Source organism: Pseudarthrobacter equi (assembly GCF_900105535.1).
Classification (GTDB): domain Bacteria; phylum Actinomycetota; class Actinomycetes; order Actinomycetales; family Micrococcaceae; genus Arthrobacter; species Arthrobacter equi.
The window spans coordinates 2,507,217-2,522,685 of the sequence record NZ_LT629779.1 but is presented as its reverse complement, the minus strand read 5'-3'; the positions used below and the strand labels follow the sequence as shown (position 1 = coordinate 2,522,685).

Below are 15,469 nucleotides of genomic sequence, written 5' to 3'. Positions count from 1 at the left end.
GGGATTTCCTGTCAGTAATTGGTGAGAAGGGTGTTCAGGACGCGGGCACCGAACTTCAGCGAATCGGCGGGAACGCGTTCGTCGACGCCGTGGAACATGCCGGTGAAATCGAGGTCGTCCGGAAGCATCAGGGGCGCAAAGCCGTAGCCGGTGATGCCGAGCCGGCTGAGGGACTTGTTGTCGGTGCCGCCGGAAAGCGTGTAGGGCAGGACCTTCGCTCCCGGATCCTCCGAGTGGAGTGCATCGATCATGGAGTCCACGAGGTTGCCCGCGAACGGGACTTCCAGGGACACGTCGTTGTGGACGTAGCTGACGTCCACGCCGTTGCCCGCAAGTTCGCGGACGATTTCCAGGACCTGCTGCTCCTGGCCCGGGAGGGTCCGGCAGTCAATGAGGGCCTCGGCGGACTCCGGGATGACGTTGTGCTTGTAGCCGCCCTTGAGGAGCGTGGGGTTGGTGGTGTTCTGGAGGGTCGCCCCCACGAAGCGCGCCACAGTGCCCAACTGGTCCAGGAGCAGGTCCGGATTCTCGGCGTCGAACTCGACGCCGGTGAGTTCGGTGACCCCGTCGAGGAACTGGCGCGTGGTTGGCGTCAGCTCGATGGGCCACTTGTATTCGCCGATCCGGGTTACCGCGGCGGCCAGGCGGGTCACTGCGTTGTCCGTGTTGATCTGCGAACCGTGCCCTGCCCTGCCGTGGGCAACGAGCCGGAGCCAGGAGATTCCCTTTTCGGCAGTCTGCAGGAGGTAGGTCCGCTGGCCACCGATGGTTGCCGAGAACCCGCCCACTTCGGAGATGGCCTCCGTGGCGCCGTCGAAAAGTTCCGGGCGGTTCTCCACGGCGTACCGTGCGCCCAGTGCGCCGCCGGCCTCCTCGTCCGCAAAGAAGGCGAAGATAATGTCCCGCTTGGGCTTGGTGCCTGTGCGGGCAAAACTGCGCAGGACCGAAAGGATCATGGCGTCCATGTCCTTCATGTCGACGGCGCCGCGGCCCCAGATCAACCCGTCCTTCAGTTCGGCGCCAAATGGGTCCACGGACCACTGGTCGCGCAGGGCGGGCACCACGTCGAGGTGGCCGTGGACCACGAGGGCGCTGGCCGACGGGTCTTCGCCGGCCATCCGCGTGACCACGTTGGCCCGGCCCGGCTCGGATTCGAAAAGTTCGGCATCCAGCCCGACTTCTTCAATGAGCCCTGCAACGTACTCAGCCGCCGCCCGTTCGCCGGGGCCTGAGCCGTCCCCGTAGTTGGACGTGTCAATGCGGATGAGTTCCTGGCAGATCCGGACAACTTCATCCTCGGGCAGGACGTCAGGCATGGGGGCTCCTCGCTGGGTTAATCGGCTGGTTTGCACACGCGAAAGCGTTGCCCTCAGCCTACCCAGTTGGCCCGATTCGTTGTTCCCGGAAAGTCATGTTAGAGTTTTTCTCGCTGCTTCGGAGAGGCGCGAAACGTTGAAAGACGGACACGCTTCCCGGATTACCACCTGCGCGGGTGGCGGAATGGCAGACGCGCTAGCTTGAGGTGCTAGTCCTCGAAAGGGGGTGGGGGTTCAAGTCCCCCTCCGCGCACAAGGGAAAGCCCCGGAAAATCAGTGATTTTCCGGGGCTTTTTTGTGCCCCGGTTTTGGCGCAACCTTGTCACGCTGCAGTTTCGGCTATGAGTTCGGTCACTTCGCTTCCTGCTGGCAAATCGTCCAGCACCCGGCTTCGCTACTAGAGTCAAGACAATGCCGAACGCACAGCACACTGACGATTCCCAGCTGACCACCCCCGCGCACCAGTCGGACGGCTTTGTCCGGGTCCGCGGTGCCCGGGAAAACAACCTCCGCAACGTCAGCGTGGACGTTCCGCGGGACGCCATCGTTGCGTTCACCGGCGTCTCGGGCTCCGGTAAGTCGTCTTTGGCCTTCGGCACAATTTACGCCGAGGCCCAACGCCGCTACTTCGAATCCGTGGCCCCCTACGCCAGGCGCCTTATCCAACAGGGCCACAATCCGAAGGTAGAGCTGATCAGCGGGCTGCCGCCCGCCGTCGCGCTTCAACAGCGCCGCGGCACAGCGAGCAGCCGCTCCACGGTAGGAACTGTCACTACCCTTTCCAACTCGGTGCGCATGCTCTTTTCCCGGGCCGGCACCTACCCTGAAGGCAGCAGCCAGCTCGATTCGGACTCCTTCTCCCCCAACACGGCCGCAGGCGCCTGCAGGGAATGCCATGGCCTCGGAGTTGCCCACACGGTTTCTGAACAGTCGCTGGTCCCGGATCCGTCCCTCACCATCCGGGACGGGGCCATTGCCGCCTGGCCCGGCGCGTGGCAGGGAAAGAACCTGCGGGACATCCTGACCCACCTTGGTTACGACATCGACGTCCCGTGGCGCAAACTGCCCAAGAAGCACCGCGATTGGATTCTCTTTACGGAAGAACAACCGGTGGTGGAGGTAACGCCGCAGCGTGACCGGGTTGCCAAGCCCTACAAAGGCCGGTTCTGGAGCGCACGGAGCTACGTGCTTCATACTCTGGCCGACTCGCAAAGCGCATCCATGCGGGACCGGGTCCTGGCATTCATGGAGTCAGGTCCCTGCCGGCGCTGTTCGGGCACCGGGCTGATTCCCGAGGCCCTGGCCGTCACCTTCGCCGGCAGGACCATTGCGGAGTTCAACGCACTCCCGCTGGCAGACCTGGCGGACATCGTCCGTCCGACCAGTGAACTGGCCCAGGCCGGCACAGCCTCGCGCACCCAGCGTTCCGGTGAGTCAAACGAAGTGGCTGTCACCATCACACGGGACCTGCTTCAGCGGATCAACGTACTCCTGGACCTTGGGCTGGGATACCTGGCTTTGGGCCGGGGAACCCCCACCCTCTCGCCGGGCGAGATGCAGCGGCTGCGGATCGCCACCCAGTTGCGCTCAGGACTGTTCGGAGTGATCTATGTCCTCGATGAGCCGTCAGCAGGACTCCATCCCGCAGACGCGGAGCCGTTGCTGGAAGTTTTGGAGCAACTGAAGTCCTCCGGCAACTCCGTCTTCGTGGTGGAGCACAACATGGACGTTGTCCGCAGGGCAGACTGGCTGGTGGACGTTGGCCCGCGCGCCGGAGAAGGTGGCGGTGAAGTGCTGTACAGCGGCCCGGTGGAAGGACTGGCCGGGGTTGAAGCATCCGTGACCCGCCCGTTCCTCTTCGATGCGCCACAGCCATCCGTCCCGTCTTCTCGGTCCCGGAGCGATGAACCGCGTGAACCGGCCGGGTGGGTGGAGCTGGAAGGTGTCAGGCAGCACAACCTGCAAGGGCTGGACGCCCGTTTTCCCCTCGGAGTCCTGACGGCCGTGACCGGGGTATCAGGCTCCGGCAAATCCACCCTCGTTGGCCGCGTTCTCGGCGACGTGGTGGCTGCCTCACTCAGTACTGACAGGACAGCAGGGGAACAGGACGGGCCGGCGGAGCCGCTTCACATACGTGCGGTCAAAGGGAGCAACACCATCGACCGGCTGGTCACAGTTGACCAGAAACCGATCGGCCGGACGCCCCGTTCCAACCTGGCAACCTACACGGGCCTCTTCGATGCTGTCCGCAAAGTATTCGCGGGTACTGAAGCCGCCCAAGCCAAGGGGTTCGGCGCCGGCAGGTTTTCGTTCAACGTCGCGGGAGGCCGTTGTGAGACGTGCCAGGGCGAGGGGTTTGTGGCAGTGGAGCTCCTGTTCCTTCCGGGGAGCTACGGACCCTGCCCCGAGTGCGAAGGATCCCGCTATAACCCCGCCACGCTGGAGGTGGAATACCTCGGCAGGAATGTGGCTGACGTCCTGGGCATGACAGTGGACCTCGCAGCAGAGTTCCTGGCAGGGGTCCCCGCAGCGGCCCGCAGCCTCAAATGCCTGCAGGATGTGGGGCTGGGCTACCTTCGCTTGGGACAGCCGGCCACGGAACTTTCCGGCGGCGAGGCCCAGCGCATCAAACTGGCCACCGAGCTCCAGCGCGCCCAGCGCGGGCACACCCTGTACCTGCTGGACGAACCCACCACGGGCCTCCACCCGGCGGACGTCCAGCTCCTGATGGCCCAGTTGCACGGCCTCGTGGACGCGGGGAACACAGTGGTAGTGGTCGAACATGAGATGTCGGTAGTTGCCGCCGCGGATTGGGTCATCGATCTGGGGCCGTCCGGAGGGGACCAGGGCGGGCGGATCATGGCAACCGGCTCGCCGGAAGACGTGGCGCAGGCCTCAGGTAGCCGCACCGCGCCGTATCTGGCGGCAGCCCTCGGCCGTTGACGCCTAGGCGCCGGGCGGGACCGGCTTCTGGCTGACTGAACGGCCCAGCCACTCGGTAACCAATGCTTCGAGGAGGTCCGGCTGCTCATGCGGGAGCGCGTGTCCTGCCTGGTCAAGCACGGCGAAAGTGGCCCGGGGGTAGAGCTGAAGGAGGTCCCATGCGCCGGTGTAGCCCACCGTGGCGTCCTGCCGGCCGGCAAGGATGAGCGCAGGACCCGAATACGGCTGGCTGTCAGCAGCGGTGCCGCGAAACTCCCACTGCCGCGAAATCCGGTCCAGCGCCGCCTCGTCCGCCAATCCCAGGGAGGGAGCCACCGCCTCCTGATAGCGGTCCAGCGTTGCCTGCGTCTGGACCACGAAGTACTCCCCAAACGATGCGGCCTCTTCGGTGTCCAACAGCTTTTCCGGTTCTACGGCGGCAACCAGGACCTTATGCTCCGGAACGTCCCTGGCGTTCCCTTCCAGCGGACAGACCAGGCCGAGCCCGGCCACCTGCCGCACCCTTTTGCCCGCTATGGCACGGGCAAAGTGGGCGCCGGCAGAGTGGCCGATGAGCCGGAACGGCGCCGGGCCGATGAGGGCGTCGACGAAACCGAGCAAAATTTCGAGCACGTCATCGGCACCCGCAAGTGTTGCGGGCGCCGGCGTGCGGCCCATGCCCGGCAGATCCGGGTAAATCCTCCGGTAGCCAGGCAGCCTGCCGAATACCGGCTCAAAGACGGCGGCCATCTCCCGATGGTCCACGCCGGCGCCGTGCAGGACCAGGACCGGCACGCCGTCGCCGAATGCCTCGTAATGCAACGGAATACCGCTCACCTCACACTCCACAGCGCCAGCCTAGGCCGCCGCGTGACGCTTGCGGAACCCCACGGTTTCCTGCATACAAAAGGGAGCCTGATCGAAACGATCAGGCTCCCTTTCGTCAAGGCCGTGTGGCTAGTGGCCCGTGGGCTGGTCGAACCGCTGTCCGGCCGGGTTGGACGGCAGGATGGCAATGACGACGAGCGCCAGGGCCCCCAGGAACGGGACCAGGATGATCAGCACCAGCCAGCCGCTGATGTTGACATCGTGCAGGCGGCGGACCAGGAGAGCCAGTGACGGCACCAGCACTGCCAGGCCCCACACGAAGGCGATGATGGAGCCCACCAGGAAACCCGGCCCGGGAACAGTGGAACCGTTCGCGGCGACGGTGGCACCCGCCGCGCCGCCGACCTGCATGATGATGTTCAGGACGACGCTGACGGCAAAGCCGATCAGGGCCCACCACCAGTACTCGCTCCGGCTGGCCCGGCCCGAGAAGGTGGCGTACTTCTTGAAGAACCGCTTGGCGGCAATGGGCAGCGTGGCGCCGTAGTACGGAGCCCACAGCGGCGGCTCTCCGCCGGGCTGGTAGGACGTCGCCTGCTGCTGCTGCTGCTGTTGGTTAGGGTATTGCGGATAGCTCATTTATTCCCCCCGGAATGGTAGACAGAGTGATGCCAGACCATCGTAGGGGTAAAAGGAGCCAAAAGTCCGTTCGATGGATAAACTTCATCCGATTTCTACGAAGTGTTTCCCACATGACTCCACGTGGACTGCGATCACGTTGGTGACACAGCGCACAGGGTGCGTCAGTGCGGACGCAGCTTCCGGGTCCGGGGATGTCTCCTGCGGCCCTCCGGGCGGGAGCCCGCTGCGACGGGACGGTACTCGACTTTCCGTCTGTGCTCTCCAGCCCGGGTGTCACGCCGCTCCTGGCGGCGGGCTTTGCGTTCCGGCCGGTCGATGGCGGAGAGGATTACCAGCGTCCCGGCCATCCAGGCGAACGCTGTCAGCAATACCAAGGCAATGCCAATCTCGGTGCCCATGACTCCATTTTAGGATTGACGACGCCGCCCGGCGCTTCCCATATCCACAAATTTTGCTCAAGCCGGCAGCAGGCCGAGGCCGCCTACCGCCGCCATGACATCGTCAACCTCCACGGCCAGCAGGGCCGGGTCCGGGACGTCGGAAAAGGTATCCCCGCGGCGGAGCTTTGCCTTGGTGAGCACAACGTGCGGGCCAGGTGGGGGACCCCAGATTTCCGGCGGCGCCGGGCCGAAGAGCACCACCGAGGGCGTGCCATAGGCCGACGCCAGGTGCGCGGCACCGGTGTCGGCGGAAATGACGAGCCTGGCGCCGGCAATGACGGCGGCGAACCCGGCCAAACCCAGGCTGCCGGCGAGAACGGATTCCGACGGGAGACCAGCCAGCCCGCAGACAGCATGTGCGCGGTCCCGTTCTCCCTCTCCGCCGGTGAAGACCACGTGGTGGCCGGCCTGTGCGAGTTCCGCGGCAACGGCGGCGAATCTTTCGGCTGGCCAGAGGCGGCTGCCGTAGGCGGCACCAACATGCACCACGGTTGCTCCCGGCGCCGGGTTGGGAACCTGCGGATGTTCAAGCCGAAGATCTGTGGGATCAGTTTCGATCCCGTGCCAGGACAGCAGATGTGCCCAGCGCTCGCGCTCATGCAGTTCTGCCCGCCATGGCGGGCCGTCAAGGTTGCCACTGCGGTAGGCGATGGTCCGCCGGGCCCTTAGCGCCTCGATCCTGCCGGCGCTTTCCGGACCGTTTCCGTGGAGGTTCACTGCCACGTCCACCACTCCGGGTCGAAGGGCCAGCGGCTCGTCGAGCCCGTGCGTGGGCAGCAGCTCATAACCGCCAACCAGGCCCAGTGCCTCGGACAGCCACCCTTGGGCTGCGTAGCGGAGCCTGTGCTCCGGGAAGGCCCGGCGGATGGCCTTCAACGCCGGAACGGCTACCAGCAGGTCGCCGAGTTTCAGCGCCCGGAGCACCAGCAATTCCGGCCTGTCGGCTTTACCACTGCCCGCAGCGTCCGCGGGCACCGCTCCCCCGTTCATGCGAGTGACTTTCGTACGGCAGTGGCCACCAGGTTCCGCACATCCTCGTAGACCCCCCTGACCTCCACCCCGGCGACGATTGAATCGTCATGCGCACACCGCGGTGCCGTCCAGCCCACCTGCGTTATATCGATCCCGCACGTGGGACACGCCGTAAACCAGGAAAGGTGCACACGGTGCATTGACCTCCCCAGGGCACCGGCGTTGATGACGTTACCCACCCAGAAAACGCCCACCGTTGGCACACCAAACGCCTGGGCGAGATGGCGCGGGCCGCTGTCGTTGCCCACCACCACCGAGGCGCCGGCCAGCAGGCCCACCAGTTCGGCCATGGAGAGCTTGCCCGCCAGGGACTCCACGGATGTTGAGGCGGCTGTCGCAGCGATCTGTTCTCCCAGCTCCCGTTCGCTGTCGTCGCCGATGACCAGGACGCGGCAGCCGTCCGCGGCGCATGCGCCGGCAAGCTGGGCAAAGCGCTCAACGGGCCAACGACGCCGGGGGTCGGTTGCGCCCGGATGGATCACCACGAGGGGCTGCGCGCCGTCGTCGTTGGTTGCGTGGCGTGTGCCCCGCACCCCTGCCGCGGGGACAAGCCTCGCTTCAAGGTCCACGGGTACGGCGCCGGCGAACCCTGCCACCTCCAGGGCACGCAGGGGCTCATGCTGATAGTAGATATAGGGAACGGTCCGCTCCAGGCCTGCGGCATCCGCCGTCTGGGTACCCACAGTGTGGCGTGCTCCCAGGCGTAGCAGGAAGGGGTTCGAGTACCGTCCACCGCCATGAAGCTGCACAGCGAGATCAAACCGTCGTGCCCGCTGCCGGTCAAAAAAGCCTTCCAGCTCTGAGTGATCTTCAACACCGGGCCGGACGCCTTCGGCAAACGGCAGCAGACAAAAATCGTCCACCGGGCTTTCGACAGCAGCCAAAAGCGCCTCATGAACCGGCGTGCCGAGGAGCGTCAGGGCTGCCTCCGGATAGGCCGCTTTTAGTGCCGCCATCGCGGGAACAGCGAAGATCAGGTCACCCAGCCCGCCGCCGCGAAGGACGGCAATCCGCGAGATGCCGTCGAATTTCTCCAATACGGGCCCAACGCCCGTTGCTACCTGGGCGGCACCGCCAAAACCTGCCGTGAGTAGTTCCACGTGCGTCCTTTCGGATCCTTTGGGCGCACAACTGCTGGTGCGCCCACCGCTTCCGGCGCGGAAACCATCCAGTGGTGGTGGGCCGGCCGCGTCATGGAACCTGTACCCAGGCGGCGGCAAATATACTCCCTCTCTTGGGGAATACCCCCTTGATGCTGTACGTTTCATACGCGACAGGCCAACCAAAGAAAAGAGAAGCACCTAAATTGGCAACCGATTATGATGAACTGCGCTCCGACGTCAAGGAGTCGCAGGACAACTCGCTCGAGCAGCTCCAGTCAGCGAATGCTCCCGATGCGCGAAGTGTCGTCCTTGAGCTGGATGAGGCTGACGGGCTCGACAGCGCGGGCGTACCGGGCGGCGAATTCGTTGCCGAAGAGCTCGTGGTGCAGGTCATTCCGCAGGCTGACGACGAATTCACCTGCTACTCCTGCTTCCTGGTCCGTCACCGGTCCCAGATAGCCCGCCAGAAGGATGGTCACAGCTACTGCACCGAGTGCGAAGGCTAGGCACCAGGAACCCTTCGGATCCTTCCGGATCCGGCCGCAACGGAAGGCACGCCACCCGGCGTGCCTTCCGGCTTTAAAGGGGACGTCCAGCGTGGCCCGGTAGCGTTGGAGCCATGGACGGCACCTTAATCATTAGACGTGGCACGCCCGGATGAACGGGACCGCCGACCTGTGGCAGGTCCTGCTGGCATCCTTCACCCGCACGGCGCCGCCCCTCGTCACCCTGACCGAACTTGTGCTGGCGTTACTGGCCGCGACTGCGCTGTCCGTACCCCGGCGCTCCTGGAAGTACTTTGGCCTCCTGACCACGGCTACGCATGAGCTCGGACACGCTTTTGCCGCCGTAACGAGCGGACAGCGGCTCTCCGGCATCCATTTGCGCCTCGATCATTCCGGCACCACCACCACATACAGCCGCAGCAGGCTGGCCACTGTGTGGTCATGCTTCTGGGGGTACCCTGTGCCCGCGGTGGCCGGCGCGGTGTTTGTGGTGTGCGGATTCAGCGGCTGGGGGCCGGCTGCCATCGCCGCCGGAGGCCTCGCCCTTGCAGCCACGCTGGTGTTTCTGCGCAACCTTGCCGGATTCCTCATCACGCTGGCAGCGATTGGCGCCACCCTGGCCATGATCCTCGTTGTGCCCAGGGAATTCACTGGGCACGTCGCCGTCATCCTTGGACTGGCCTTGCTGGTTGGGGCGGTGCGGGACCTCATCAAACTGGCCCACGTGCACCTGCGCAGGCGGAGCCAGCTTGCCACCTCCGACGCCTACCTGCTGTACAGGGCCACCCATGTTCCCTCCGGTGTATGGATTCTCCTTTTTTCGGCTATCGTGGCCGGCTCGTGGATCGTCGCGTTGCAGCCTGTCACCGCCGTCCTGTCTGCTGGCGCATAGGCTGGGCAGATGAGCCACGACACGGAGAGCACCCTGACCGCCGGCGGAACCGGGGAGCACAGCACCCGGGGCGCCTACGTCACCGGCGGCCAGGAGTTTACGCGGGACACCAATTACATCGAGGACCGGGTGACCCGGGATGGCAGGCCCGGGGACCACGGCGAGCCAGGCTGGCGCGCCGAAGCAGGACGCTACCGGCTGGTTGCAGCACGGGCCTGCCCCTGGGCCAACCGGACAGTCATCGTACGCAGGCTGTTGGGCCTCGAGGAAGCTATCTCCCTTGGGCAGCCTGGACCAACGCATGATTCCCGGTCCTGGACGTTCGACCTTGATCCCGGCGGAAAGGATCCGGTCCTGGGCATTGAGCGATTGCAGGAGGCCTACTTCAAGCGTTTTCCCGGCTACCCGCGGGGTATTACCGTTCCTGCCCTGGTGGATGTGCCCACCGGCGCTGTGGTGACCAACAACTTTCCCCAAATCACGCTGGATTTCTCTACGGAGTGGACTGAATTCCACCGGCCGGGCGCCCCGGACCTCTATCCGGAACCGCTCCGCGATGAGATCGATACCGTGAACAAGCGGGTGTTCACCGAAGTGAACAACGGCGTGTACCGGTGTGGGTTCGCAGGATCCCAGGAGGCGTACCAGGCCGCCTACGACCGGCTCTGGACAGCCATGGACTGGCTGGAGGACCGCCTCACCGCTCAGCGTTACCTGGTTGGCGACACCATCACCGAAGCGGATGTCCGCCTGTTCACGACGCTGGCACGCTTTGACGCGGTTTACCACGGCCACTTCAAGTGCAACCGGCAAAAGCTCAGCGAAATGCCGGCCCTGTGGGCTTACGCCCGGGACCTCTTCCAGACTCCCGGTTTCGGGGACACCACAGACTTCGTGCAGATCAAACAGCACTATTACATCGTTCACGAGGACATCAATCCCACCGGCATCGTCCCGGCCGGGCCGGACCTGTCCGGGTGGCTCGAAGCGCACGGCCGGGAAGCGCTCGGCGGACGGCCCTTCGGCGACGGAACGCCACCAGGGCCAGTAAGGAAGGGCGAGGAAGTAGAGCCTGGGCACGGAGCGGCCCGCTAGGCGGAAAGCGGTTTCCCCTACAATGTGGGGATGCAGATTTCCCACGGCGCGGTAGCCGCCGGCTTCGAAGACGTCCTGGACCTGTTTGAGTCCTTCCTGGCAGAAGACCCGAACTACAGCGCACAGCTCTCGGCGTACCACGGCGGTGTGCGGGTGGTGGGGTTGACCGGTGGCCCGGGCATGGCCGCGGACAGCGTTACCGGGGCTTACTCATGTTCAAAAGGCGTCGCCGCCATGGTGATCGCTCTCCTGGTGCAAAAGAACGTCCTTGACCTCGACCGGCCCGTGGCCTTTTATTGGCCGGAGTTTGGGGTGCACGGCAAGGACCGGTTGTTGGTACGTGAGGCCCTGTCGCACCAGGCGGGGCTGCCGGGCATCGAAGGTGGCTTTGGGTTGGCCGAGTTCACAACAGCCGGGGCTGCGGCCAGGCTGGCTTCAGCCCGGCCTGTGTGGCAACCGGGACGGCAGTTCGGCTACCACGCACTCACCATAGGCATCCTGATGGAGGAGCTTTGCCGGCGGACGTCGGGAGAGTCATTGCAGGACCTTTACGACCGTCGGATCCGGATCCCGTATGGTGTGGACTTCTTCCTGGGGCTGCCCGACGAAGAGGAACACCGCTACAGGGACGTCCTGTACACCGCTGAACCTGACCAGCCATGGCTCGATCCACTGAGCCTGGACGGGCTGAACTCGAATTCACCGGTCAGCACCATCATGGAACTCCCGAACATCCGGAGTGTCCGCGCAGCCGGAATGTCAGCCGCCGGAGGCGTGGGCTCAGCGGACGGCCTTGCCCACCTGTACGCTGCGGCCACCACTGGCGCGGACAACTCAGAACCATTCCTCGGCGAGGACACAGTCCGCCGGATGTCCACCGAACAGGTCTGGGGACTGGACCGTTCGTCAGGCCTGGACAACGCCTTCGCCGTGGTCTTCATGAAACCTCACCCCTCCCGCAACTTTGGCAGCCACCGGGCCTTCGGCCATGAAGGCGCCAACGCCGCGCTTGGCTTCGCGGACCCGGCCTACTCCCTCGGTTTCGGTTACATTCCGCAGCGGGCCGAGGACGGCCGGACGCCCGGCAGGGCCCATCGGCTGGCGGCCGCAGTACGGCGCTCGGCGGCCGCACTGGCGTAGAACGCACAAGCCTCCGGCGCCCTGACCTGCGCCTTTTGGGGTTGCGGGTAAAACCACCCTAAGGTTGGGCGGATGAGCAGGCCGCAAGCCAGAACGCAAGTCATATGGGGCCGGGGAACCGAGATCCTGAAGCGGGCGGTCTCCGGACTCACGGCCGCCTTCGCCGCCCAGCGGCTCCAGCTGGCCGCCAAAGCGGCCATCGCAGCCGGGCTTGCCTTCCTGATTGCACCCCTGATGCCCGGGGCAGCTGCGGACTACCCCTACTACGCTCCGCTGGGAGCCCTGGTGGCGATGTACCACAACATCGCCGGCTCGGTCCGCCAGGGGCTGCAGGCATTGGCCGGCCTCGCCGTCGGCATCGGCTTGGCATTCGTCCTCGTGGCCTTTACCGATCCCTCACCCCTTACCGTGGCGATCTTCATGGGCATCGGCGTCCTCCTGGGCGGCCTGCCCGGCATCGGATCCGGAAGTGATTGGATTCCGACGGCGGCCCTCCTCGTGTTGCTGGTGGGCAACAGCCACCCCGACGATTTTTCGTTCGGTTACCTGGTGCAGATGGGTGTGGGTGTGGCCGTGGGCATCGGCGTGAACTTCGTGATATTTCCACCGCTGCACTTCAACGCAGCCGCAGCCAGCCTCGACGAACTGCGGCGTGCACTCGGGACCCAGCTGACCGACATGGGGAAGGCGCTCCGGGAGGAGTGGCCGCCCGCCCATGCCGAATGGTCCCGCCGGTCCGATGAACTGGCAGCTGCCACACGCTCCGTACGCCACCTCGTCAGGGAAGCCGATGCCAGCCGCCGGGGCAATCCGAGGCGGAGGTTCCATCCCCGCGACGTGGACGAGGACTACAGGCACCTGCGGGAGCTGGAGCGGGTGACGTTCCACATCCAGGACATGACCGACGTGCTCACCGATGTCATTTGGGAAAGCGACGTCCCCTACGAGGTGCCGGTTCAGGACAGCAAACCCCTGTCCGAGGCGATGACGGCCGCCGGAGACCTGCTGACGTCCTACGGGGATGATGACAAGCAGGGGCACCAGGACCGCTTCGATGCCGCGAAGGCAGCGGTGGACGCGTGCATGGCTGCCACCTCCACCAGGGAAGCCGAGCAGGGAATGGTACCCGCTTCGGAATCCATCCTGCTTAGCCTGCACCGCATCCTTCGGGCCGTCCGAACGGCAGACTAGCGGGCGTTCCTAGACCCGTTCTTCCTGCACCAGCCCTGAAACGCCGGTTTCGGCGGGGCCGGGAGTGGCCTTGCCGGACCCTTCGCTACCCGTGCCGGCGGCCGTGCGTTCAAGCGCCGCAACTGAGCCGGTGAAGTGGCGCCGCCCGGACCGCGGGTTCCAGGCAACGAAATCCGAACGGTGCCAGCCGCCTGTGCCGTCCTGTTCAGTGCTGATGTCCAGGGCAACCCGCGCCGGCAGGAACACCGGTGCTTCGAACCCGACCTCCCAGATGAAGGAATCACCGCGGGCAGGGCCGACGTCGGCGAGCGCCCTGGAAGCCAGGTACATGCCGTGTGCTATCGACCGGCGCATGCCCAACGCCTGCGCAGACAGCACGCTGAGGTGAATGGGGTTGAAGTCGCCGGAAACGGCGGCGTAGGCCCGGCCCGCGTCGACACCCAACTGCCAGAGTGCCGTCGGATCGGGCGCACGGAAGTCGGGCTTGCCGTGATGGGCCGAAGGTTTATCGATCCCCGGCAGGAAGATCCCCTTCGCCAGGTAAGTGGAGACTCCCAGCCAGCAAACGGCATCACTACCGGATTTGCGGACTTCTGCCACAACGTCCACCTGCGTGCCGGACCGGTGCCCCCGCAGGTTCTCTACCCGCGCAGTGATGTCGAGGGCCTCGGTGAAGAGGAGCGGCACGCGCTGTTCCACCCGGTTGCCCAGGTGGATCATGCCCAGCAGAGGGAGCGGGAAGTCGTCCCGGTTCATCACGCTCATGGCCAGTGGAAACGCCAAGGCATGGACGAACCCCGCGGGCAGCACATCGCTGGCGGTCTCGCCCAACAGGTGCTGGTAGGCGGTCAGGTTTGCGACGTCCACCGCGACGCCGCGCACCTCGTGGCTTTCCTCGGGCAGGTGGGAGGAATCGGCTGTGCCGAGGAGCCGCCGCCGGGCAGCCTGCGCGGCGGCGTTGATGTAGAGCTTGGACAGTGACGGCATCTCTCCCAGGATGAGGGGCTGCGCCGCCACTACGCGCCTACCAGGTTCTGTCCGCATACCCGGAGTACTTCACCGCTGATGCCTCCGGCGGAGTCACTGGCAAGGAATGCGATGGTCTCAGCCACGTCCGCGGGCTGGCCGCCCTGCTTGAGCGAGTTCAGGCGCCTCGCTGTTTCCCGAAGGGCCAGGGGGATCCGTGCAGTCATCTCTGTTTCGATGAACCCCGGTGCCACTGCGTTGATGGTGCCGCCGGCTTCTGCCAGCAGTGGCGCTGTTGCCCTGACCATGCCCATGACTCCTCCCTTGGAGGCCGCATAGTTGGTCTGCCCCCTGTTCCCGGCAATCCCGCTGGTGGACGCAACAGTCACGATACGCGGTGACTGGCTGAAGTGCTCCGATGCGAGGAGCGTCTCGTTGATCCGAAGCTGGGCAGCGATGTTGATGTTGATGACCGAGTCCCAGCGGGCCGGATCCATATTGGCGAGGAGCTTGTCGCGCGTGATGCCGGCATTGTGGATGACGATATCGAGCCGGCCGTGGCGTTGAACGGCGTGGTCGATGATCCTTTGCCCGGCATCCGCACGGGTGATGTCCAACTGCAGGGCTGTTCCCTTGACTTCGTTGGCCACGGCCGCCAGGTGGTCCCCGGCCGCGGGGAGATCCACCACCACCAGGGTGGCGCCGTCCCGGTGCAGGGTGCGGGCAATCTGCGCGCCGATCCCCCGGGCAGCGCCCGTGACGACTGCGATCTTTCCTGCCAGTGGTGTACCAGCGTCCTGCGGCAGCGTGCCTCCGGCGTCGGAAATCTTCAGGAACTGCCCGTCCACGAACGCTGAACGTCCGGAAAGGAAGAAACGCACGGCGCCCAGGGCGCTGGGGCTCATGATGTCCACGCCATCCGCCAGGAGGATGCCGTTTCCGGTTGCGCCGGCACGCAGTTCCTTCGCGAGGGACCGCAGGAGCCCGTCGATTCCCTGACGGGCCGCTGCAACTGCGGGCGAACCGGCTTCAGCGGCGGGCCGGGACACCGTGAGGACCCTGCCGCTTGGCGCGAGGTCCCGAAGGGAAGCTGCCGCGCCCAGGACGGTCCTGCCGAGGTCCTCCGGCCGTTCCACCTCGTCCAGCACCAGGATGATGGCCCCGAGCTTCTCGCCTGGAACTGCGTGCCGGCGGATGTCCAGGTCCCAGGACAACAGCTCAGCGCCCAATTTGTCGGCCGCCGCGGAATCGCCCTGGATGACGACCGGTCCCGATATCAGAGGCTGCCCCGGGTTGTACCGGCGCAGCAGCGCCGGCTGGGGCAGTCCAAGCCTCTTGGCGACGTTCTTACCGAGCCCCTGGTTGACCAGTTGCGTGTATTTGTCTGCCATGCCCG

At 65.5% G+C, this 15,469-nt stretch carries 14 protein-coding genes and 1 tRNA gene; 7 read left to right on the top strand and 8 right to left on the bottom strand.

From position 1 onward, the window contains the following. Positions 1-11: 11 nt before the first annotated feature. Positions 12-1,316, bottom strand: coding sequence for a M20/M25/M40 family metallo-hydrolase (locus BLT71_RS11295; protein WP_091720233.1), 1,305 nt, complete (start codon positions 1,314-1,316; stop codon positions 12-14). Between the two features lie 170 nt (positions 1,317-1,486). On the opposite strand from BLT71_RS11295, the gene BLT71_RS11290 reads away from it, so the two are divergent. Together BLT71_RS11290 and uvrA are read left to right on the top strand one after the other, a co-directional pair. After that, a tRNA-Leu gene (locus BLT71_RS11290) sits at positions 1,487-1,569 on the top strand. Positions 1,570-1,727: 158 nt separating this feature from the next. Beyond that, a complete protein-coding gene (gene uvrA / locus BLT71_RS11285; RefSeq protein ID WP_091720231.1) occupies positions 1,728-4,259 on the top strand; it encodes an excinuclease ABC subunit UvrA in 2,532 nt (843 codons plus the stop codon). 3 nt (positions 4,260-4,262) lie between these two features. Here the strand turns inward: uvrA and BLT71_RS11280 are convergent, their stop codons facing one another. The 5 genes from BLT71_RS11280 to BLT71_RS11260 form a co-directional block, all read right to left on the bottom strand. Next, positions 4,263-5,075: an alpha/beta fold hydrolase gene (locus tag BLT71_RS11280; RefSeq protein ID WP_091720228.1), complete on the bottom strand. Its 813-nt coding sequence runs from the start codon at positions 5,073-5,075 to the stop codon at positions 4,263-4,265. Positions 5,076-5,195: 120 nt separating this feature from the next. Further along, the gene (locus BLT71_RS11275; RefSeq protein ID WP_091720226.1) at positions 5,196-5,705 is read right to left on the bottom strand and encodes a DUF805 domain-containing protein; all 510 of its coding nucleotides are present in this window, start codon (positions 5,703-5,705) and stop codon (positions 5,196-5,198) included. A gap of 164 nt (positions 5,706-5,869) precedes the next feature. Next, positions 5,870-6,106 carry a hypothetical protein gene (locus tag BLT71_RS11270; RefSeq protein WP_091720223.1) on the bottom strand — a complete coding sequence of 79 codons (237 nt, stop codon included), beginning with the start codon at positions 6,104-6,106 and terminating at the stop codon, positions 5,870-5,872. Between the two features lie 57 nt (positions 6,107-6,163). Next, positions 6,164-7,138: a glycosyltransferase family 9 protein gene (locus tag BLT71_RS11265; RefSeq protein WP_091720221.1), complete on the bottom strand. Its 975-nt coding sequence runs from the start codon at positions 7,136-7,138 to the stop codon at positions 6,164-6,166. After that, entirely contained in the window at positions 7,135-8,280 is a 1,146-nt protein-coding gene (locus BLT71_RS11260) for a glycosyltransferase family 9 protein (RefSeq protein WP_091720220.1), read from the bottom strand. Before BLT71_RS11260 ends, BLT71_RS11265 begins: the two co-directional genes overlap by 4 nt. Before the next feature lie 206 nt (positions 8,281-8,486). On the opposite strand from BLT71_RS11260, the gene BLT71_RS11255 reads away from it, so the two are divergent. The 5 genes from BLT71_RS11255 to BLT71_RS11235 all read left to right on the top strand — a co-directional run bounded on the left by BLT71_RS11255 (position 8,487) and on the right by BLT71_RS11235 (position 13,107). Beyond that, positions 8,487-8,789 carry a DUF4193 domain-containing protein gene (locus BLT71_RS11255; protein ID WP_015937093.1) on the top strand — a complete coding sequence of 101 codons (303 nt, stop codon included), beginning with the start codon at positions 8,487-8,489 and terminating at the stop codon, positions 8,787-8,789. 151 nt (positions 8,790-8,940) lie between these two features. Next, entirely contained in the window at positions 8,941-9,681 is a 741-nt protein-coding gene (locus BLT71_RS11250) for a M50 family metallopeptidase (protein WP_091720217.1), read from the top strand. A 9-nt stretch (positions 9,682-9,690) separates the two neighbouring features. Continuing rightward, the gene (locus tag BLT71_RS11245; RefSeq protein WP_091720215.1) at positions 9,691-10,776 is read left to right on the top strand and encodes a glutathione S-transferase family protein; all 1,086 of its coding nucleotides are present in this window, start codon (positions 9,691-9,693) and stop codon (positions 10,774-10,776) included. A gap of 30 nt (positions 10,777-10,806) precedes the next feature. Beyond that, positions 10,807-11,916, top strand: coding sequence for a serine hydrolase domain-containing protein (locus BLT71_RS11240; RefSeq protein ID WP_091720212.1), 1,110 nt, complete (start codon positions 10,807-10,809; stop codon positions 11,914-11,916). 72 nt (positions 11,917-11,988) lie between these two features. Then, a complete protein-coding gene (locus BLT71_RS11235) occupies positions 11,989-13,107 on the top strand; it encodes an FUSC family protein (protein WP_091720209.1) in 1,119 nt (372 codons plus the stop codon). Positions 13,108-13,116: 9 nt separating this feature from the next. Here the strand turns inward: BLT71_RS11235 and BLT71_RS11230 are convergent, their stop codons facing one another. Both BLT71_RS11230 and BLT71_RS11225 read right to left on the bottom strand, forming a co-directional pair. Further along, positions 13,117-14,151: a MaoC/PaaZ C-terminal domain-containing protein gene (locus BLT71_RS11230; protein ID WP_091720207.1), complete on the bottom strand. Its 1,035-nt coding sequence runs from the start codon at positions 14,149-14,151 to the stop codon at positions 13,117-13,119. Further along, positions 14,124-15,464 carry a 3-oxoacyl-ACP reductase gene (locus BLT71_RS11225; protein ID WP_091720204.1) on the bottom strand — a complete coding sequence of 447 codons (1,341 nt, stop codon included), beginning with the start codon at positions 15,462-15,464 and terminating at the stop codon, positions 14,124-14,126. The genes BLT71_RS11230 and BLT71_RS11225 overlap by 28 nt, the downstream gene beginning before the upstream one ends. Positions 15,465-15,469 lie beyond the last annotated feature (5 nt).

What these genes read in the sequence shown, in the direction of transcription:
- BLT71_RS11245 (WP_091720215.1), top strand. Translation starts at nt 9,691, where the DNA reads ATGAGCCACGACACGGAGAGCACCCTGACCGCCGGCGGAACCGGGGAG.
- BLT71_RS11240 (WP_091720212.1), top strand. Translation starts at nt 10,807, where the DNA reads ATGCAGATTTCCCACGGCGCGGTAGCCGCCGGCTTCGAAGACGTCCTG.
- BLT71_RS11275 (WP_091720226.1), bottom strand. Translation starts at nt 5,705, where the DNA reads ATGAGCTATCCGCAATACCCTAACCAACAGCAGCAGCAGCAGCAGGCG.
- BLT71_RS11295 (WP_091720233.1), bottom strand. Translation starts at nt 1,316, where the DNA reads ATGCCTGACGTCCTGCCCGAGGATGAAGTTGTCCGGATCTGCCAGGAA.
- BLT71_RS11265 (WP_091720221.1), bottom strand. Translation starts at nt 7,138, where the DNA reads ATGAACGGGGGAGCGGTGCCCGCGGACGCTGCGGGCAGTGGTAAAGCC.
- BLT71_RS11250 (WP_091720217.1), top strand. Translation starts at nt 8,941, where the DNA reads ATGAACGGGACCGCCGACCTGTGGCAGGTCCTGCTGGCATCCTTCACC.
- BLT71_RS11270 (WP_091720223.1), bottom strand. Translation starts at nt 6,106, where the DNA reads ATGGGCACCGAGATTGGCATTGCCTTGGTATTGCTGACAGCGTTCGCC.
- BLT71_RS11235 (WP_091720209.1), top strand. Translation starts at nt 11,989, where the DNA reads ATGAGCAGGCCGCAAGCCAGAACGCAAGTCATATGGGGCCGGGGAACC.
- uvrA (WP_091720231.1), top strand. Translation starts at nt 1,728, where the DNA reads ATGCCGAACGCACAGCACACTGACGATTCCCAGCTGACCACCCCCGCG.
- BLT71_RS11230 (WP_091720207.1), bottom strand. Translation starts at nt 14,151, where the DNA reads ATGCGGACAGAACCTGGTAGGCGCGTAGTGGCGGCGCAGCCCCTCATC.
- BLT71_RS11225 (WP_091720204.1), bottom strand. Translation starts at nt 15,464, where the DNA reads ATGGCAGACAAATACACGCAACTGGTCAACCAGGGGCTCGGTAAGAAC.